Origin of the sequence: Priestia sp. 40, assembly GCF_049368575.1 — a bacterium.
Taxonomy (GTDB): domain Bacteria; phylum Bacillota; class Bacilli; order Bacillales; family Bacillaceae_H; genus Priestia; species Priestia zanthoxyli.
On sequence record NZ_JBMPZA010000005.1, the window covers coordinates 374,532 to 393,497 of the forward strand.

The window sequence follows — 18,966 nt, forward strand, 5'->3', positions numbered from 1 at the left end:
TTTTTATAGAAAGCTTTTTTGCTTCGCGCTTTCTTCTAAGCTTTTTAACTCTTTGTTTAACTTTTCTTTATCAAATTTTTCGCCAATAAAGACGAGATTGTTTGGAAAGGATTTTTTTTGTGGAAAAGAGTAAGGAATTCCATATGAATATTGAAATAAATAAGTATCTTCCTCACTTCCTACAAACTGTAAAAAGCCTTTTATTCGATAAATAGTACCAGGCAGTTCTTTTATCCATTTTTCAAATTTTTCTTTTATAACTTTACCTTCAAATTGATAAGTCATCGTTTGAATATGCAGATGGTGATGAACGTGTAGTTCAGTATGATTATCCACAGAGGAATGAAAGGAATGATTAATTTCTTCTAGGGATGAAATATTCCCATATGTTGTTTTGCTCATTTGAGCCTTAGTATTCACCTCTCTTATTTCCTCTTGTAGAGATAATTGATCTTCTTTGGTCACTAAATCACTTTTATTTAAGATTAAATGATCACTATATTTTATTTGTTCTACAAGCAGCTTCTGAATTGATTTATTCAATTTCTTACGATCTTTCCATCTGCTTAAATCAATGACGCTAATAATAGACTTAACATCAATATATGGCGCAATAATAGGGGATAAACAGGCGTCTAAAACTTCTAAAGGATGTGCAACTCCCGTTGTTTCTATGTAAATAACATCTGGTTGATGCTGTTGATAGAGAGATAATAGCTGCAGTTCTAATTGATCCTTCATCGTGCAGCAAATACAGCCGTTTAAAAACTCTCTTAACGGCGTTTCTCTTCCAATAATATCTGTATCAACAGAGTGCTCTCCTATTTCATTTAATAAAACAGCCACTTTTTTCTTTCGTTTCTTCTCTTGCTCTAAAATAGTTTGTAATAAGGTCGTTTTTCCACTCCCTAAAAAACCACCAAGTATATATATTTCAATTTTTTTCACCTATCTTCACTCATTTCTTCTTTTATATTCAATGTTTCGTTTCTTTCATATGACCTGAGCGCTTACTTTTAGTTTCAATATATCTTTTGTTATACTCTGTTGTTTCACATCATACCGGAATTCTTCTATTAATCTTAATTCCTCTATCTACCCTCATCTAAGAAAATTTTACTGCCGGTAGCATTCTTTTGTCCCTGATATTTTCCTCTGTAAGGATTAATGGTCGATTGATCCATTTGAGCAAATACTAGTTGGCAAATTCTCCACCCTTTAATTAGCCTTATGGGCAGGCGGTTAGCATTATATAGTTCAAGAGTAATTTGTCCTTCAAACCCTGGATCTACCCAGCCGGCATTTTGGATAAACAACCCCATTCTGCCTATAGAGCTTCTGCCTTCTACAAAAGCAGTTAAATCGTTGGGAAGTTTAATGTACTCCAATGTAGTTGCCAGCAAGAACGAATGCGGCGGAATAATTATTTCATCATTTTTCAGGTGTTCATATTTAATTTCTTGGTCTAAAGACATAACACCTACTTGATGCTCTTTAACCTTTAAATAGCTAGATCCTATTCTTAAATCCACTGAAGCAGGTTGAATTTGATTATCCGTTAACGGTTCAATATGTAATTGTTTGTCTTTTATTTTCTGCTCGATAGTTTTATCAGATAAAATCATCCTATTCTCGCTTTCTTTACGTTTTAGTATAAAAAACCAATCATTACACCTTATGAAGAATAAGCAGGTTAAAAAGTATTAACCTGCTTCCTTCGATTGCAGTATAAATCAAACCTTTTGACATTTTAGAAGCCACAAATGAGATAAGATATTTTCTACTACGCCTGTTGTAACTTCCAAGTGAAGGAATCTGTAAACTTACTCCAATCCTCTCCCAGCTCTTCCTCCGTTAGAAGACATTGGTCTAATTCCTTTTCAATTTTATCTTGTTCTGAATCCACACCGATAAATACTAATTTGGTATGACGGTCACCAAACTGATCATCCCATTCATCCAATAAATGCGGATTTTGTTTAATAATTTGCTCTTGTTGGTTTCTTGGCAAGGAGGCAACCCAATAAGAAATAGGCTCAATACTTACAGATGGTCCAGCTTGAGACATTAAAAGCGCTACGTTATTTCGGCTAGCGCACCATGCAATCCCTTTAGCTCTCACTATTTGCTTTGGCATTGAATAAACCCATTCAGTAAAACGTTCTGAATGAAAAGGCCTTTTTATGTCATAGACAAAAGAACTGATTCCATATTCCTCTGTTTCAGGTGTATGCGCATGATGACCTTCATTGAGTTCCTTTATCCACCCAGCCGAAGCGCTCGCTTTATCGAAATCAAATAAGTTCGTATTTAAAATTTCTCCTAAATCAACTTGTGAATGAATAGCACGAATAATTTTAGCACTAGGTTGTAATGTTCTTAGTACGTTCTCTAATTTCAGCAGCTCATCTTCTGTTACGAGGTCACATTTGTTTAGAATCAGCACATCACAAAATTCAATTTGGTCAATTAGTAGATCTGCTATTTCCCTTGTATCCTCTTCTCCTAACGCTTCTTTACGATCAAGTAAAGAATCTCCTGACTCGAAATCTTTCCAGAAGCGATTTGCATCTACAACCGTCACCATCGTATCAAGTTTACAGAATTGAGTTAGATCAATTCCTACTTCTTCATCGATATATGAAAACGTTTGTGCTACAGGAACGGGTTCACTTATGCCTGTAGACTCAATTACTATATAATCAATATTTCCTCTTTTAGCTAATTTCTCTACTTCAATCAGAAGATCTTCTCTTAAAGTACAGCAAATACACCCATTTGACATTTCAACAAGCTTTTCTTCAGTTCGAGATAAATCTCCACCCTGCTTTACTAATTCAGCATCGATATTGACTTCACTCATGTCATTTACAATGACTGCTACTCTTAATCCTTGTCGATTCTTTAAAATATAATTTAATAATGTAGTTTTTCCAGAGCCTAAATAGCCACTTAAAACGGTAACAGGTATTTTCTTCATTGGAACACTCCTATACACAAATCGTAATCATTACGATTTAAATATACTATGTAGATTAGATGAAAGCAAGAAATTTAGTAAAATTGTTATTTATTTCTCTTGTATTTTTATATGAGCTGTAAGGCGCTCTTTTTATTCACTAGTGATTGGAGCCCCTCCGCTGTATAGATATACTCAAGGATCATACTAAAACCCAAAAAAACTTATTAAAAGAATCCATAGGTCCTTTTAATAAGTTTTTTCTTTTAGCGATGCCTTTACAGTTTTTCCGTATAACCTCTTAAATTTCGAATTAAAAAAGAGATCCCTGTCAGTAAACAATTAAGAAATAAATATTTCGTCAGGTAGTGTTGAAAACTATAGGTGAAGTAAAAGTATAAGAAGAACACAAAACTAAAATAGAAAATAAATTTTAAATATCTTTTTAAAACAGCATTATGAGGAGAATTCACGTTGACTACTCCTTTTAAAGTCATATAATAAAATTATTTTTTCAACCTATATTGGAACGTTTTTCTGTGTCATTTTATAAAACAATTAGAAAAATGATAGGTAATGTAGCAAGGCTTAAGGAGGTACTAATTAACGTTGCACTTGATACAAACTCCGGCTCTGTATTAAATTGAAGCGCGTACATAGTTGTATTCGCAGCTGTGGGCATAGCAGCCATAATAATCATTATTTGTTTCACCATCTCGTCCACCGGTAACAGAAGTGTTAGTATATAAGCGATAAATGGCGAGATCACAAGTTTGATCGCTAATGACCATGAAACTTTTGCTTTGGCTAAATTTCTAATTGATATTTTAGCTAGCTGCATTCCAAGTACAATCATGATGGTGGGAATAGCTGCACCCGCTACTAAATCAACCGCTTCTTTTACAGAGTTGCTTAATGGAATATGAAGAAACTGAAATATAGCTCCTAAAAGTCCCCCATACACAATGGGTATCCGTCGGACTGCGTCAATGGCTGATTTTATACCATTTCCATTTGGACTTCCTTTCGCAGCATAGTAAACTCCAACTGTACACATGACCAGTTGCTGTATGACCATGAGAATAATGGCAGAGTCTAAGCCGGTAACGCCAAAAAGTAATAAAACAACAGGTGTACCGTAGTTTCCATTATTCATAAATGAAGACGCTAATATCATTCCACAGGTTTCTGAAGTAGAATATCGCTGAAAATAAGCAATAATATAGACGACAGCAATTAATGCAAAGCAAAGTGCAAATGTGTATAACGTAAGATATAAGTAATCAATCGTAAATTTGGTTGTGTAAAATGTTTTGAACACTAGAACTGGAGACATCAAATAAAGTGCCATTGTTGAAATCGTTTTTGTATCAAATCCTATTTTCTTTTGTCCAATAAATCCAAGTGCAAAAATCCCGAAAATAGGAAGAAGGATTGTTAGGAACTCCATGTTTGTTCACCTTCGTCATTTTTTCTTTGTTATTTTCCAAATGAAAGACCTAGAAAATTAAGAATCTAGGTCTTTCATTTAAACTAATAAATTATAAATTTAGAACAATGATACGTTCTTCCGTCATTTCTTCAATTGCATATTTTGGACCTTCTTTTCCGTTACCGCTCTTTTTCACACCGCCATACGGCATATGATCGACACGATACGCTGAAGCATCATTTACAATTAATCCGCCTACTTCGATTTCACGAGCTGCCTTCATAGCAAACTGTAAGTCGTTCGTAAAAAGGCCTGCCTGTAACCCATAGTCAGAATCATTTACTTTTGAAATCACTTCATCAATCTCATCATATTGAGCAATGGCTACTACTGGCCCGAATACTTCTTGACGACAAACTTTCATCTCATCATTTACATTGGTCAAAATTGTAGGAAGATAGAAAGCACCGTCACGCTTTCCTCCTAGTTCAATTTTTGCCCCTTCTTCCACCGCTTCTTTTACCCATTCTTCCACTCGCTCTGCTTCTTTAAGACGAATCATAGGTCCAATATCAGTTTGCTCATCCATTGGATTACCAACTACTAACTTTTCTGTTTTTTCTTTTAGCTTATTAACAAAAGCAGTATAAATATTCGTATGAACATAAATTCGTTGAACCGAAATGCAAACTTGTCCTGCGTTATTAAAGCTTTTTTGAGAAATTAAAGATGCAGCTTTTTCTAAATCAGCGTCTTTATGTACGACAGTAGCCGAATTATTTCCTAGTTCAAGTGAAACTTTACGTAAACCCGCCTTAGATCGGATAAGTTCTCCTACTCTTGGGCTTCCTGTGAACGTAAACATATTAACATCCTGGTTTTCTAATAACCATTCACCAATTTCTGCCCCATCTCCAGTCAATACTTGAAGGCGCCCTTTTGGCAGCCCTGCTTCTTCCATTAACTCAGCTAGCTTGAGCGCACAAATTGGAGTGACTTCAGCAGGCTTTAATACTACGCTATTCCCAGCTGCAATTGCCGGTCCAAGTTTATGACAAACTAGATTGATAGGTACATTAAACGGTGTGATAGCTGCAACAACTCCAACCGGGACTTTTACTGTAAAAGCCATACGATTCTCCGAGCCTTGAGCCGATTCAACAGGCACACCTTCTCCATGAATACGCTTTGCCTCTTCCGCTGAAATTTGTAAAGTTGTAGCCGCACGCTCAACTTCTCCGCGAGATTCACGAATAGACTTACCAACTTCAGTAGCCAAGATTTCAGCAAATTCTTCTTGGCGGCTTAGCAGTAGCTCAGCTGCTTTCATTAATACTTGGTAGCGTTCGTACGGTGAAAAAGTGTTTTTTAATGCAGCTTTCGCGCTGGCTACAGCTTTATTTACATCGTCTTTTGTGGCCACCGAGATTTCAGCTGCAGGCTGCTGCGTATATTTATTTAAGACTTCCATTTTTTCTGCTGTTGTTTCCCATTCCCCGTTTACATATAAACCATATTGTTTGACTTGAGTTAAACTTGTCATTATCTCCACATCCCCAATTGTATTAGCGTTTTATCTTGTAAGCTCAATATTGTAATGATATTTATCACTGCGATATTTTGTTACCGTAAATTCAAGTGGTTTATCATCAAAACCATAACTTACTCGTGTCATTTCAAGTAAAGCTTCTCCGCCTCGTATGCCTAACAGATCGGCTTCATAAATGGTTGCATTAATCGCTGATATCTTCTCTTTAGCTCGTTTTAAGAAGATTTCATTCTCTTCTAGTACTTCATAAAATTTTGCATGATTTAAATCTTGTTCAACTAGTATTTTCCCAATATGCGTAGGCCAACAAGAACGTTCAATCGCAATAGGTACCTCATCGGCAAAACGAATTCGTTCAATAACTAAAACCTCTTCTCCAGCATCCAATTCCAGCATGGAAGTTTCATAATATAAATCTTTTTTAAAATCAGTACGAATGAGCTTTGAATTCGGTGTTAATCCTTTTTCCGCTACTTCTTCTGCTAGTCCTTTAAGCTTGCCTAAGCTGCCGCCGATCAGTGGCTGAGGCTTTACGATTGTCCCCCTGCCTTGTTTTTTTTCCAGCAGTCCATCCTGTACTAGCATAGAAATAGCTTGTCTTAAGGTAGTACGGCTTACATCAAATTCTTGCATTAATTCTTGTTCTGTTGGAATTAACGTATTCGGCTTCCAAACTTTCTCTTGTATACGTTTAATTAAGACATCTTTTACTTGAAGATAAAGCGCGATATTTTTATTAGAACCTATTGTATCTTTCATGTTCTCAAACTCCTTTTAAGTTAGCGTTTGGTATTATTATATAGTATTGGCTAACTTTTACTGTAGCAGAGAAGTACGATTTTCTTAGATATAGACTTTTGTTTCTAGATTAAGCATACGGCCTAGTTCAATTAGATGTTCTGTCACATCACCATACACTAGTGCAAAGTGAGGCTCATATCCCGCATGCATAAGTTCATAAAGTGTGTCTGATGCATTTGTCGCCAGTTCCACTTCTACAGATGTACCTGTAAAAGGCTGCTCTACATCTAAGGCATCTCCTTTCATCACTAGAAGGCGATACCCATCAGGCGTATGACTTACCCTGAAGATCGTTACTTCTCCTGCTTTTAATCCAAAATCCATCGCAAAACCAATTTTTCTGTTAGGATGAACCCCTGCTGTTGCTCCGGTAGAAGGATTGGCAAGCGAATATGCTCCTGCACCGCAGTGCCAAAAAACAACTGAGTTTTTTTCTTCGTCTATGTGAACTAAATCTCCCAGGTAAGGTGCATTTCCCCCTGCTAACTCACGCAGGATAAACATGGAGATTGATCCGTGAATATCTGACTCACAGGATGTCACCATTCCGTCTTCCGTAAACTGAGATAAAGTTGAGCACGGAGCAGCTCCTAAATCATTAAAGAAATCTGGCCAACATCGCATAGCTAATGCATCTAACTCTTCACGTTGAATGTGCTTTTTAATATAAGTGGAAAATTGAGCAAATTTAGCAACGGTTTCATCGTTTCGATTTAGACCAATCACCTGCTTTTCTGCCCGCTCAACTTCCCCTATCCATTCGTGTTCTGGAAGTTTTACGCACTCTTTAAACGCTTCTTGTAAATCCATCTTATGAAGAGTTACGCCAAGTGCGTTTTTTAATTCATCTTCGTTAGCTTGTGAAAAGAAGAATCCCGGCGGATAATCTCCCACTACTCCAATTTTTAATTCATTTAATGCTTTTAACACGCGCATAACGTTAATTTGTCTTAATAGACGATCCTGCAACGCTTTCTCACCTGGATTTCCAAATACAAACGCAAACGGATGCTGATGATTACGCAGCACATTACTGGTGCTATTTCCGCCTGTTAGCGAGTTTAAACGTAAACGTCCCCCTACACTTGGCTCACGTACTGACCAAACAATTACAGGCTGTTTAAAATACTCCAATATCTTAACCATAAATTCACCGTCGGCAAACGTAACGCTTTGATATAAGACGGTATCAATCTTATCCCCTTTAATTGAATCAAGAAATCCCTGTAATTCTTCAACTGATGTTATAATTTGCTCCGGCGCAATAAGAGTACTGCAGTTGCCGTTCAGCCACTCCATACTTTTTTGACGATACATTTCAGCTGCTTCAATATCAAATGTTTTTCTACCTATAGGCACATATAAAACTGTTGTATTTTGCATATAGAGTTCCCCTTGTCGTAAAACTATTTGTTATAACCATTTTAAAATACATCATTACCTTTATCAATACTATTTCTCTGTTTGACTATATTTCTTATATAAATAGCTCTTAAATTAGATGTGAAGTAGTTTAGAAAACAACTCACTCCATATAGATTTTTTACGGTAAAATACAGGTGGATAACCTAATGGCGCTTGAACAGTAACCGATCCTCCTGTATACTCTTCACCGCTCCATACATGGACCCACTGATCTTGTGGTAAATATACTTCCCACTCTGTTTGGTTTTCTTGATGAACCGGCGCAACAAGTACATCTTCACCAAATAAATATTGATATTGAATATCATATGTTTTTTCGTCTTCTTCATAGTGCATAAACAAAGGTCGCTGAACAGGAATTCCACGTCGCGCATTTTCTTCTACAAGTGATCTAATATAAGGTGCCATCGTTACATAAACATTAGACATTCTTGCTAAATGCTCTAGTGTCTCCTCATCACCGTCAAACTGGAAACAATCATCCGGACGATTTCCTTCATGTGTTCTCATCATAGGCGTGAAGGCTCCCATTTCTGCCCATCTCATCAGCAGCTCTTTTGAACGTTTATTACCATGTAGACTTGTGTACCCGCCAATATCACTATGGTGTAAGCCACAGCCACTCATTCCTGATGATAAAGCTGCAGGAATAACGGAAGCTAAACCATCATCCAGCGACCAATCTACGCTTTGATCTCCGCCCCAAAGAAGCGTACAGTATTTTTGTATGCCCGTATATCCGGCGCGCATAAAGTATACAATCTCACCAAGTTTTCCTGCTTCTGATACCGCTTCATAGTTCGCTTTTGCCCACATTGTCGGCCAAGCATTATGCATAATCTTAGCGTCGACTCCATTTTTGAGCACAACATCCGTTGGTAAGTATTCGCCAAAGTCGGCCATCCATCCGTCTAATCCAAAATCAATCATGTTCTCTTTAATAACTTGTTTATACCATTGGGTAGCCTCTTCGTTGGTAAAATCCACAACTCCGCAATAAAATTCACCGAAATCCACTAAATACGTATTTCCTTCCGTATTTAATGCTAAGTATCCTTTATCTTCAGCTTCCTTATATAAATCACCTTCAATGGCTACATATGGATTAATGTAACCTAGAAAACGAATATCATTTTCTTTCCACTCTGCAATTTTTTTATCTAACTCCGGGTATTCACTCTCGTTCCATTTCCAATTCCACATTAAGCGTTTGCCGAAAGAAGTAATACGTTTGCCCTGCCAATCTTGGCACCATACTCCAGATACCTTCATACCTTTCGCTAAAACTTTTTCTAATTTTTGTTCAACAACATCTGTACCACCTTGAATACCTAAAACCACGCCGTTATATACCCAGTCTGGTAGCTCGGGCTGTCTTCCGAATAAACCCGTAATTTTTTCAACTAATTCAAGGTACGTATCCGCCGTTTCAAACAGCATATATTCAGGTACTTCCCAAACCTGCAGTTCATGGAACGTCTCATTGCGAAAATCAAAGTCCGCGTATGCCGTTGTTTCTACGTGACAATAGTACTTTTTACTAGATACATATGTAGGCTGAGGAAAGTTGGTATTATAGTAATCTCCTCCAGCTCTATCAACTACATCAGCTTGCCATGTTACATATGTCTGTTTGTTTCTTCCTACGCCCGGCTCAGATGTCCATAAAGGAAAGTTTTTTCCTCTCATATTAAAATGAGAAAGTTGTTCTCCGCATCCATAGACTTTTTCCTGTTCATCTGCAGCTACTCGTAACCAAAAGCGGTTAATGTTCGCATCGTGTTTTTGGTATTCTACTTTTAGACGATCCTCTTCTTCCTTAACTATAAGAGACAGCATAGTATCTCCATTGTTAAAGCTGGAGAAATCAATTTTATAAGCCCCTTCTACTTCTTCAACATTCGCGTAGCGAAGAGCTGTACGTTCAGTCACATAATCTTTAATATCAAAGTTCCCTCGATACATTTCAATCGTTTCTTCTCCATAACCAACAAACAGCATTGGCTTTTGTATTGTATGCTGAAGCAGAACTACACCGTTAAGAGCAACTTCAAATCCATCTTGTAAGATCTCCACATTTACCCCTTTAGTCACGTTTAAGGTACCTGACATTTTTCTCTCTCCCATCAATTAATAGAGCTTAGTCTTTTGTCTAACATTCATGCGCTTTATTGATAAACTTTAATATTTTCTCCTTTTATACCTGGGTGTGCACCTTTATTGATTAATTGCTCTCTTTCAGGATGAGCAATTAACCATTTATTTTTCATAAACAATAACTCATCTTCTTTTGTTCTTTTTTGAATATTAGTTGATAACGGATCATTTGTTCCTTTAGGTAAAATGACGACTGTTTTAAACCCTTCGTTATTGACCTTACAAGGAGCAAAATGTAATGTCGTACCATACAATTCAACTGCTGTTCCTTCAGGTACAAAGAAAGCGATTGCATCACTTGAATTAAAAAAGTTATTTTCAACTTCCTGTACCTTACCTAATAAAAGAACCATATCCGTTATAGCGATGTTAATTTCACTGCTTTTATGATACTCAAGACCATTCAAAGTTGAATTAGGACCATTACAATATCCAATTTGAATAGGCATCTCACCATAAAAAGCTTCTTGAAGCTGATTCTTAATAATGGTGTTTTCCATCTCAGTAACGGATGCTACGTATACATTCTGATCTTGAGGAATAGTTAAACTATCCATATATGTTTCTAGTTCACTGAAATCGTATTCATTAATTACCTTTCCATAAGGCTTAAATTTGCTGTCCTCTATATGATAAAAAGGTACATGTTTATTTAAGTCTTTCATGTATTGAAAGCTGCTCAACGTTTTCTTCTCTCCTTTTCTATGTAAAAAGCCCCTCCAAGAAGATAATAAGATTCTAAGAGGCGCCTTTTATAAAATACATATGTTTATTTTAAGACAGGAGCTTCTGTGACTGTATTATCCCAAGCGTTGCGAAATTTGTTTAAACCATAGTCTGTGAACGCATGCTGGAAGCTTTCTTTATATACATCAAATCCGCAAGTCACAATATGCGCACCAGCTTTTGCCGCATCTACAATTTGTTTACCATTACGTAAAGCAGCAACAATGATTTCTGTGTTGTAATCGTAGTTTTTATAGATATTCACAATATCCTGAATGTATTGAGTTGTATCGTCCCCGCTATTTTCTTTCCAGCCGACAAATGGAGATACAAATTTAGCACCGATTCTTGCAGGCTGAAGTGCTTGTGATGGCGAGAAGACAAGAGTGACGTTAGTAGAAATACCTTGTTTTTCAAATTCCTTTGCTGCAATTAAGCCAGGCTCTGTGCATGGAATTTTAATAACAAAGTTTGACGACAGCTTAGCAATCTTTGTCCCTTCTTCTACCATATCTCTAGCATTATCTAAATGAGGATTGATTTCCACTGAAATTGGGAAGTTTTCGACTCCTTTAAATTCACTTGCAAATTCATCTAGAACCGTTAAAAATGGTTTACCGCTGTTCATAATGTGGCGAGGGTTTGTTGTAACTCCATCAATTGCCCAGTTTTCATACGCGTAACGAATTTCCTCTAAAATTGCACTATCTAAAAAATACTTCATCTTTATACCTCCAGTTAAGTGACTATTACCCCTAAAAGATAATGACCTTTATATAATTTATAATAACCTTTGTATTTATAATATGAAAACGCCACCAATATTTCAAGTACTTTTTGCTAGATTATTAAATTAATTTTGTATTTCGTCCATTTTACCTATCATCTTACATTGGTATTCTATTTTTACTTTTAGCAAGATCCGCTACGATTTTATTGTATTTTTCATCAGAAAGTTTATAAAAGAAAAACATGACAACAATCGTTGCAATGGCTAATGCACTTGGATAAATAAACATTAACCCTCTGATTCCCTCCAGTACATTTGCACTTTGCACCGCGTTTGGAACGTAACCCACAACTCCTAACACAACGCCAGGAATAAAACCTGCAAGCGCTTGAGAAAGTTTACGGAAGAACGTAAAGAAAGAATACACAACACCTTCAGATCGATTTCCAGTCTTCCATTCGCCATACTCTACAGCATCAGAAACTAATGCCCAGTTCAAACTGTTTACAAATGAGCTTCCGAAGAAAGCAAAGCAAGCTAATGTAATAAAAATCACTGCGTTATCTGCAAAAACATAAGCTAAAATATCTCCTACAGCCCAAATCGCGCACCCTAATATGTACGTAGATTTCTTTCCAATTTTTTTAACCATGAAAGGAACCATTGCTACGCCGATAAATACACAGCCGATACTAAAAAAGCCCATATAAGGAACGATTGCTACATTTTTTAAAACGTACTGACAAAAATAGACTTGTACAGCAAGCTTGACGTTAAAAGCTGAAAAGGTAAACAAATTAACTAAACAAAGAATGAGTAAAGGCGTATTCTTAAAAAGACCTTTATAGCTGTCAGTCAGCTTTACATTTGTGTTTTGGGGTTTTTCATACACATATCTTTCTTTTACATTGGCATAACAATAGACTTGTAATAAAACGCCCAAAAATGCAAAAATAGATACAGCCACTAAATAACCAGTAGATTGATTGTTAAACATTAAGACAATCGGCATAAACCCTACAGTTGTAATAAGAAGGCCTAAATTTGATCCTGCTTGTCTAAATGATGCCATTTCTGCTCGTTCAACGGGATCTTTTGTCATCGCAGGTACCATTGATCCATAAGGAATATTTGAAATGCTATAAATTGTTCCAAATGCCATATACGTTACATATGCCCATATAATCTTTCCGGTTATTGAAAAATCGGGATTAGTAAAGCTGACTATCGTTATCAAAGCAAGCGGTATTGCAGCATAAAGAAAGAATGGTCTAAATTTCCCTTTAGGACCTATCTTCTTTCGATTATCAATCCAAGTACCTACTGTAATATCAGCGAACGCATCCCATATTTTCGTAATTAAAAATACTAAACCTGCTGTTGCAGAAGGCAAGCCTAACGCGTCGGTATAAAACTTCAGCAAATAAATTTGACCCAAGTCTAACATAAAGTTATTTCCTACATCTCCCAATCCATAAGCAACCTTCTCTTTAAGTCTTAGTTTCTTAGGCGTATTAATTGAATGTTCTACATTTTGAACCAATGGCTGTTCCATAAGTTCTCCCCCTTTGATTAACACATTTTGAGACTTCACATTAAACATGCATCACATAGGAGATTACAATTTTGATACACTTCCAAACTTATAACCTCCTCTAAGTTGATACTAAAATCACCTCCCCCTTCATAACATCACAATGTTTTAAAAAAAGTTACTACCTTTTTATTTATAATATGAAAACGCATACAAATTATCAAGTGTTTTTTTTATTTTATTTATAAAAGGCTGAATAATAATAATAAATCTATAGCTATCCCTTTGGGTTGTGTGTCGGAAAGAATGGTTATGTGCACTAGTTTTATACATGATATAAAGAACTTTCCAAAGAATAATTATGATAAAATGGGGTTAAAAGGAATTTAAAAATTAAAAGAGGTTAAATCAATTTGGGAAGAAATTTTGTTATAACGTTATTCATTTGTGTATTAAGTATTCTACTGAAAATTATAATGCTTGTTCTAAATTTGAATGGCATTTACGTGCAAGGCACCAACTTTTCTCAGGACACTATTGACCTTATTATAAATACCGTAATCTTATTATCCGTTACCACGATTATTATGTATAAACTAAAAGATAAAACTTTAAAAACCCTTACTGTTATATGTTCGACCTTTCTCATAGTAAGTAATTTTTGTTGGTGGCTGCTTATAGATAGTGATACTGCATACACTACTTTTTATTCTCCTAGCAGGAATGAAGCTTTTGTGGTTAAAGAAACGCGTCATAGTGAGGTCTATCAACTGTTGAAATTTAAATTATTATCAAAAAAACTTGTGGATATTCGTGGTGATGATGGTTACAGAATGTTTTACGAGAATAACTACAAATTAGAATGGATGAATCATAACAAATTAAAAATCCACTATCTATTCGACCCAATAAGCCCTAATGATTATAAGAATGTAACTGTTACATACAAGGAATATTAAATATCTAGATATACTAACAGCCTTTAGATTTACCAATCTAAAGGCTGTTTTGATTGTTGAAACAGGTATTATGTAAACTGATTTTGTATATAATACTCATGATTTTTTAACTCAATTCTGATATATAATCAGATAGGAACAAAATTATAATTGAGTCCATCTGAATAGAGGTTAGAAATTGAAAAAACGATATATAGTGTGTTTGACTGCATTAAGCTCTCTTCTAGTTATAGGATTTGTTTGGTGGTTTCTTTTTGCGCCTAGTTATCTACGATTTGCTCCAAAGGGAGAATATATTTCTCAAAGTACATCTCCTAACGGTGATTACATAGTAAAGATTTATCGTTCAAGTGGTGGAGCGACTACACCTTTTGCTATTAGAGGAGAAGTGACTTATACAAATAAAGTTTTTAATAAAAAGAAAAACATCTATTGGAATTACCCTCAGGAAACAGCCAAAGTTAAGTGGGTAAATAACAAAACAGTTAACATTAGTGATCATATATTGAACGTTACAAAAGATACGTTTAATGCTAATGATGTAGATAATTAAATTCTACTCTTAAACAACAAAAAGCTCTTATGAAAGAGCTTTTTGTTGTTTAACTACTTATAGGGTGATTATGGTAACTACAAATTTATGAAGTATAAGTCTTACTAAGCAAATTTTTTATTTATTGTTATATTGTTTTATAACTGTGACTATAACTGCCATTAACAGAACAACCGCACTATTGATAAGTAAATAGTATCCAACTTGTAAACCATAAAATATGGCAAAAGCGTCTCTAATGATCAACAGTGCTAATATACCGCCTATTGCCCCAAATAAAGCCGCCAGTATCAATATTGTGAAAGCAGCAGCGTATAAACTTTTCTTTTTTTGGTAGGAGATAAATCCAACGATATTTGCAATGATAATAAAGAAGCCGATAAGTATTAAGAAGAAGTTAGCCATTTTCTTTAATTCTCCTCTACGGACTATTAATTGGTTAAAATTTCTAATATCTAATATCAATTTAACATAAAATTCTATGTAAAAGTTTTGCTTCTTATAACATGTTTGATATTCATCCAAAAGAAGCTGACTTACATTTTAAGATCTTTCTTTATATTTTTCCTTATAGTTAAATTGGCTAAGCGTTTACGCGCTGATTCCATAGGACCCATTTTAAAATAACGAAGCCACAAAGTAGCAAATAACATTTGAAACAAACAGATTAATACCCAAACAAAAATGACAAAGAATGAACGAGGGTGTCCACCCAATCCAAGGCCCCATCCATAAAATAAAATTGAGCTTAAAACATTCTGTAACACGTAGCAACTTAAAGACATCTTACCTACTTTTTCTAAAACTCTCCATAATGAAAAGGCCTGAAATTTTTCAATTAGGAAACTAATAGCTCCCATGTATCCAATCGATAAAATAGGGGCAAACACATACCTTACTGGAAAATCAAAGTATCCTCCAGGAACAAATAATAATAGGTTTAGAGGTAGCCCAACTAAAAGTCCTGTCTTCATCATCCTCTTTCTGATATTAATACCATTGGAGTTATTGTCAAAAGCCCCTATTCTCACTAGTAAAACACCAATTAAAAACATACATATATTAAATGGAATGACGAAAATTGCTTCTGTGCGCAGCTCCCAAAAATGAAAAAGTCGATACTGAATTTGATTCATCCATGATCCATGTTGATAAAGGTTCATCACTTCTTTTGGCACAGCAACTAGCTCATCTCCTATTGAGTTAGTTAGCACACCTAAGAACACAAGTACTATAAAGAAAAGATGAATCGCTGCTGCACTAATCATTGCTATTCGTATCATTCTCTTTCGCATTTTTACGATAAGTGATACGACAATGGCAGTTACTGCATAAGACATTAAAATGTCGTACTCTAAGACAAAAATAAAGTGCAAAAGCCCTTCCATTAATAAAAGTAAAGACAGCCATATGTACCTTCCCGGCCAAGTCTGATTTAATCGTTTTGATTGCTGATATTTCAGTTCTAAACCAACACCAAACATAATGGCTAAGAGGCCAAGTAATTTTCCGTTAATTAAGGACAGAAAAAGGATTCTTAAAAAGTCATCTCCTGATAACCACCATTGATTATGGTTAAAAGTAAATATATAATTTATATCTCCCAGATAGGCAAACAGCCAAATATTTGTTCCTAATGTTCCCAGAATCGCTAGTCCTCTTAATATATCTAAAGAGCGAATTCGTTTTTTATTCTCCACTTCCCATGCCCCCATCCTTTACTTTCATTCTAATAACGTTCCGAATACATTTCTAAAAAGGATTGTTTATTTTCGTTACTCTCCTTCTTGATATGTCATAGTTCAACTATATTAGATTACGTCGCGTCACCTTCAACCCTTATTTTTAAATGAATGAATGAATTATTTTTAGTGCAATAAAGAGAGCGTAGATACGTTTTGAGAAGTGCGAAGGCTGCCTGCTTTGGAAACAGGTTTAGCCAAAATCCAAAAGATATACTGGCTTACGCAGAGTACTAATTACAAAAAAAGAAACCCTAGTATTTTTAAGGTTTCTTTCTTTCTGATATTCCACTCTAAACGACAATTGAAGATAAATTAAAATGCTTTTACTGCAATATAACGTTTTCCAACGTTTTGTAATTCATATTCTAAAAGCTGGCATCTAGCTTTTAGAAAGTTCGTTTATCTCCCTTTCAATAAGAGCTACTGAAAGTTCGAATGCTTGTATCCTTCTTTTAGCTAAGGTTATTTGAGATTTATATCTATCGGCATTTTCTTTAGCTTCAAACGTTTTTACTGTCTGTCTGAGTTTATGTAAAGTTGAATCAATTTGACGTTTTGCTTCAACTAATTCAGGTACGTCAAATTTCATTGGAGTCCCTCCTTTTTATCATTTTTATCGATAAGATGGCTTTCTTTAAAAAGGTTGTTTATCGGCAGAGCTACTGTTATCTATATTTCCTGTACATGAGTAGCCATCCAAAAATGTTTATTATACCAAATATAGTGAACACAAACTTACCACTTAAAACTTCTCTTAACAATATACCTGATAAACTAGTGTTTGTTTATCTGTAGAAGTTGAAAGGTTCCTTTAAAAGAAGCAGGTTTTTTTGAGGTATTGAGAGGTGACGTCAATTTTTATTAAGATGCTCAGCTGTTCTAAAATAGCCTCTGCGTAAGGGCCACGCTAAATAACCCATTCAAAATCTCTCAACGCAATAAAATTTGTCATACAAATTTCGTTTTTCATCTTCACAACAAAAATAGTTTGTGATATACTTCACATGTAAGGATGTTCACATGAACTAACAAACTCTTGAATGTAAAGTAGAAAAAGCTATTTCACTCCGATGCCAATACGATTGAAATAGCTTTTTTTATGCTCTTATTTTGAGAACCCCCACCATTTCTACTGCTATGGCCTTCTGTACAGTTCTCTAGGAGAAGTAGTTACATCTATCTTACTCGCTTGCTTTTAGAGTTTGATGTTCCTAACCTATCACTCAAAAAATAGAGAGGGTTCTATTTTCCGCTTATTGCAGATCAACACTTATTAATTGCCGCAATCGCTTTTGTAATACGAGCATCGTCACCTACTGCATCTAAGAGAGCTATTCCTTCAATTGTAACAAGAGCTAGTGCTGCTACTTGTTCTTTATCCTCTCCTTCGTCTACCTTAATGATATCTAGGTAGAACTGATAAAAGCTGTCGCAGATTTCCTTTGCTACAGAATGAAATGGGTCCCCTTCTTTTGATGCAACCGCAACTAATTCAAGCCACAGCTTAATGTATGGACGAACTTCAGGATCTCTCATCATGTTATACAAATGGGGAACTAGCGTCTGAAATGAATGCTTCTCCATTTCTGTATTGTGAAGCATGTAAATAAGCTTTTGAGAAATAAAGGATAGCACAACCGTAAATAATTCCTCTTTGTCATTAAAATAATGAAGTAGCATTCTATCGCTGGTTTCCGCTGCTTTCGCAAGATTTCGCAAACTGGAGGCCTGCAGACCATTTAATAAAATATAGTCAGCCGTTTTTTCTATAATTTCTTGTTTTTTCTTTTCACCTTTTTTCATATAAAGCTCCTTACTGTCTTTTTCTGTCGTATAGATACAATTATGAAGGAAACTTAGCTGCTTTGCATTATTCCCATTCATTTTTTTGTTGATAAAAAATGTAATGAGTGCTACATTTTAAGAAAGGGGGATGATTGAATTGATAAGTAAAAACCACAAAGCAATGGACAGCAACACACTTTCTAGAAATGATCGAATACCAAAAGCATTACTTATTTTAGTATTAGTATCTTTTTCTGTTTTAACAGGTTTGGCCGTATATCATTATGGCTTTCTTGGTATTTTTTCTCAGGCATTTAACAACTATGCTTCTATGCAAATATTCTTTGATTTATTGATAGCACTAATTCTAGTGCTTGTATGGATGTGGCATGATGCCAAAAAGACAAACCGTTCTTTTTGGCCATGGGCACTAGTCACGCTAATAATTGGCTCGTTCGGTCCCCTTTTGTATCTGTTGCTGCGCAAACGCATTTAGCAGATTAAAAGGCTTTGTATTGCAAAAAGAAAGCCTTTTGCAAAATAAAACAAGGCTTTCTTTTTATCTAATTAAGTATTAATCAGCTGTTTCCTCTAGTACAACTTTAATAGCC

At 35.3% G+C, this 18,966-nt stretch carries 17 protein-coding genes; 2 read left to right on the plus strand and 15 right to left on the minus strand.

Going from position 1 to position 18,966, the window contains the following annotated elements; genetic code table 11:
* Positions 1 to 3: 3 nt before the first annotated feature.
* From ACO1DI_RS02925 to ACO1DI_RS02975, 11 genes are all read right to left on the minus strand, one after another.
* A complete protein-coding gene (locus ACO1DI_RS02925) occupies positions 4 to 948 on the minus strand; it encodes a CobW family GTP-binding protein (RefSeq protein ID WP_423145059.1) in 945 nt (314 codons plus the stop codon).
* Between the two features lie 143 nt (positions 949 to 1,091).
* On the minus strand, positions 1,092 to 1,625 hold the full coding sequence (gene dcd, locus ACO1DI_RS02930; protein WP_221817729.1) for a dCTP deaminase: 534 nt from the start codon (positions 1,623 to 1,625) through the stop codon (positions 1,092 to 1,094).
* 158 nt (positions 1,626 to 1,783) lie between these two features.
* A complete protein-coding gene (locus tag ACO1DI_RS02935; RefSeq protein ID WP_423145060.1) occupies positions 1,784 to 2,980 on the minus strand; it encodes a GTP-binding protein in 1,197 nt (398 codons plus the stop codon).
* 526 nt (positions 2,981 to 3,506) lie between these two features.
* Positions 3,507 to 4,409 carry an AEC family transporter gene (locus ACO1DI_RS02940; RefSeq protein ID WP_028414821.1) on the minus strand — a complete coding sequence of 301 codons (903 nt, stop codon included), beginning with the start codon at positions 4,407 to 4,409 and terminating at the stop codon, positions 3,507 to 3,509.
* 91 nt (positions 4,410 to 4,500) lie between these two features.
* The gene (locus ACO1DI_RS02945; RefSeq protein WP_423145061.1) at positions 4,501 to 5,934 is read right to left on the minus strand and encodes an aldehyde dehydrogenase family protein; all 1,434 of its coding nucleotides are present in this window, start codon (positions 5,932 to 5,934) and stop codon (positions 4,501 to 4,503) included.
* Positions 5,935 to 5,964: 30 nt separating this feature from the next.
* The gene (locus ACO1DI_RS02950) at positions 5,965 to 6,699 is read right to left on the minus strand and encodes a GntR family transcriptional regulator (protein ID WP_423145062.1); all 735 of its coding nucleotides are present in this window, start codon (positions 6,697 to 6,699) and stop codon (positions 5,965 to 5,967) included.
* Between the two features lie 84 nt (positions 6,700 to 6,783).
* The gene (gene sftI, locus ACO1DI_RS02955) at positions 6,784 to 8,124 is read right to left on the minus strand and encodes a sulfoquinovose isomerase (RefSeq protein WP_423145063.1); all 1,341 of its coding nucleotides are present in this window, start codon (positions 8,122 to 8,124) and stop codon (positions 6,784 to 6,786) included.
* 114 nt (positions 8,125 to 8,238) lie between these two features.
* On the minus strand, positions 8,239 to 10,278 hold the full coding sequence (locus ACO1DI_RS02960; protein ID WP_423145064.1) for an alpha-glucosidase: 2,040 nt from the start codon (positions 10,276 to 10,278) through the stop codon (positions 8,239 to 8,241).
* 56 nt (positions 10,279 to 10,334) lie between these two features.
* Complete coding sequence (locus ACO1DI_RS02965) at positions 10,335 to 10,988, minus strand: DUF4867 family protein (protein ID WP_423145065.1); 654 nt, start codon at positions 10,986 to 10,988, stop codon at positions 10,335 to 10,337.
* A 104-nt stretch (positions 10,989 to 11,092) separates the two neighbouring features.
* Positions 11,093 to 11,773 (minus strand): transaldolase family protein, encoded by a 681-nt coding sequence (locus ACO1DI_RS02970; RefSeq protein WP_048019356.1) that lies wholly within the window; start codon positions 11,771 to 11,773, stop codon positions 11,093 to 11,095.
* A 163-nt stretch (positions 11,774 to 11,936) separates the two neighbouring features.
* Positions 11,937 to 13,334: a glycoside-pentoside-hexuronide (GPH):cation symporter gene (locus ACO1DI_RS02975; RefSeq protein ID WP_155007774.1), complete on the minus strand. Its 1,398-nt coding sequence runs from the start codon at positions 13,332 to 13,334 to the stop codon at positions 11,937 to 11,939.
* A gap of 1,116 nt (positions 13,335 to 14,450) precedes the next feature.
* On the opposite strand from ACO1DI_RS02975, the gene ACO1DI_RS02980 reads away from it, so the two are divergent.
* Positions 14,451 to 14,825 (plus strand): DUF5412 family protein, encoded by a 375-nt coding sequence (locus tag ACO1DI_RS02980; RefSeq protein ID WP_423145066.1) that lies wholly within the window; start codon positions 14,451 to 14,453, stop codon positions 14,823 to 14,825.
* 117 nt (positions 14,826 to 14,942) lie between these two features.
* Here the strand turns inward: ACO1DI_RS02980 and ACO1DI_RS02985 are convergent, their stop codons facing one another.
* The 4 genes from ACO1DI_RS02985 to ACO1DI_RS03000 all read right to left on the minus strand — a co-directional run bounded on the left by ACO1DI_RS02985 (position 14,943) and on the right by ACO1DI_RS03000 (position 18,373).
* Positions 14,943 to 15,230 (minus strand): 3-isopropylmalate dehydrogenase, encoded by a 288-nt coding sequence (locus tag ACO1DI_RS02985; protein ID WP_155010455.1) that lies wholly within the window; start codon positions 15,228 to 15,230, stop codon positions 14,943 to 14,945.
* A gap of 131 nt (positions 15,231 to 15,361) precedes the next feature.
* Positions 15,362 to 16,540: a DUF418 domain-containing protein gene (locus ACO1DI_RS02990; RefSeq protein WP_423145067.1), complete on the minus strand. Its 1,179-nt coding sequence runs from the start codon at positions 16,538 to 16,540 to the stop codon at positions 15,362 to 15,364.
* A 409-nt stretch (positions 16,541 to 16,949) separates the two neighbouring features.
* Positions 16,950 to 17,159: a hypothetical protein gene (locus tag ACO1DI_RS02995; protein ID WP_028414832.1), complete on the minus strand. Its 210-nt coding sequence runs from the start codon at positions 17,157 to 17,159 to the stop codon at positions 16,950 to 16,952.
* 674 nt (positions 17,160 to 17,833) lie between these two features.
* Positions 17,834 to 18,373: a TetR/AcrR family transcriptional regulator gene (locus ACO1DI_RS03000; RefSeq protein WP_186819753.1), complete on the minus strand. Its 540-nt coding sequence runs from the start codon at positions 18,371 to 18,373 to the stop codon at positions 17,834 to 17,836.
* Between the two features lie 139 nt (positions 18,374 to 18,512).
* On the opposite strand from ACO1DI_RS03000, the gene ACO1DI_RS03005 reads away from it, so the two are divergent.
* Positions 18,513 to 18,851, plus strand: coding sequence for a DUF2834 domain-containing protein (locus tag ACO1DI_RS03005; RefSeq protein WP_051418592.1), 339 nt, complete (start codon positions 18,513 to 18,515; stop codon positions 18,849 to 18,851).
* The last annotated feature ends 115 nt before the right edge of the window (positions 18,852 to 18,966 follow it).

Bases quoted from the DNA above. Each gene is read 5' to 3' on its own strand.
- dcd (WP_221817729.1), bottom strand. From the start codon at position 1,625: ATGATTTTATCTGATAAAACTATCGAGCAGAAAATAAAAGACAAACAA.
- ACO1DI_RS02970 (WP_048019356.1), bottom strand. From the start codon at position 11,773: ATGAAGTATTTTTTAGATAGTGCAATTTTAGAGGAAATTCGTTACGCG.
- ACO1DI_RS02985 (WP_155010455.1), bottom strand. From the start codon at position 15,230: ATGGCTAACTTCTTCTTAATACTTATCGGCTTCTTTATTATCATTGCA.
- ACO1DI_RS03000 (WP_186819753.1), bottom strand. From the start codon at position 18,373: ATGAAAAAAGGTGAAAAGAAAAAACAAGAAATTATAGAAAAAACGGCT.
- sftI (WP_423145063.1), bottom strand. From the start codon at position 8,124: ATGCAAAATACAACAGTTTTATATGTGCCTATAGGTAGAAAAACATTT.
- ACO1DI_RS02990 (WP_423145067.1), bottom strand. From the start codon at position 16,540: ATGGGGGCATGGGAAGTGGAGAATAAAAAACGAATTCGCTCTTTAGAT.
- ACO1DI_RS02975 (WP_155007774.1), bottom strand. From the start codon at position 13,334: ATGGAACAGCCATTGGTTCAAAATGTAGAACATTCAATTAATACGCCT.
- ACO1DI_RS02995 (WP_028414832.1), bottom strand. From the start codon at position 17,159: ATGAAATTTGACGTACCTGAATTAGTTGAAGCAAAACGTCAAATTGAT.
- ACO1DI_RS02965 (WP_423145065.1), bottom strand. From the start codon at position 10,988: ATGAAAGACTTAAATAAACATGTACCTTTTTATCATATAGAGGACAGC.
- ACO1DI_RS02950 (WP_423145062.1), bottom strand. From the start codon at position 6,699: ATGAAAGATACAATAGGTTCTAATAAAAATATCGCGCTTTATCTTCAA.
- ACO1DI_RS02960 (WP_423145064.1), bottom strand. From the start codon at position 10,278: ATGTCAGGTACCTTAAACGTGACTAAAGGGGTAAATGTGGAGATCTTA.
- ACO1DI_RS02940 (WP_028414821.1), bottom strand. From the start codon at position 4,409: ATGGAGTTCCTAACAATCCTTCTTCCTATTTTCGGGATTTTTGCACTT.
- ACO1DI_RS02945 (WP_423145061.1), bottom strand. From the start codon at position 5,934: ATGACAAGTTTAACTCAAGTCAAACAATATGGTTTATATGTAAACGGG.
- ACO1DI_RS02935 (WP_423145060.1), bottom strand. From the start codon at position 2,980: ATGAAGAAAATACCTGTTACCGTTTTAAGTGGCTATTTAGGCTCTGGA.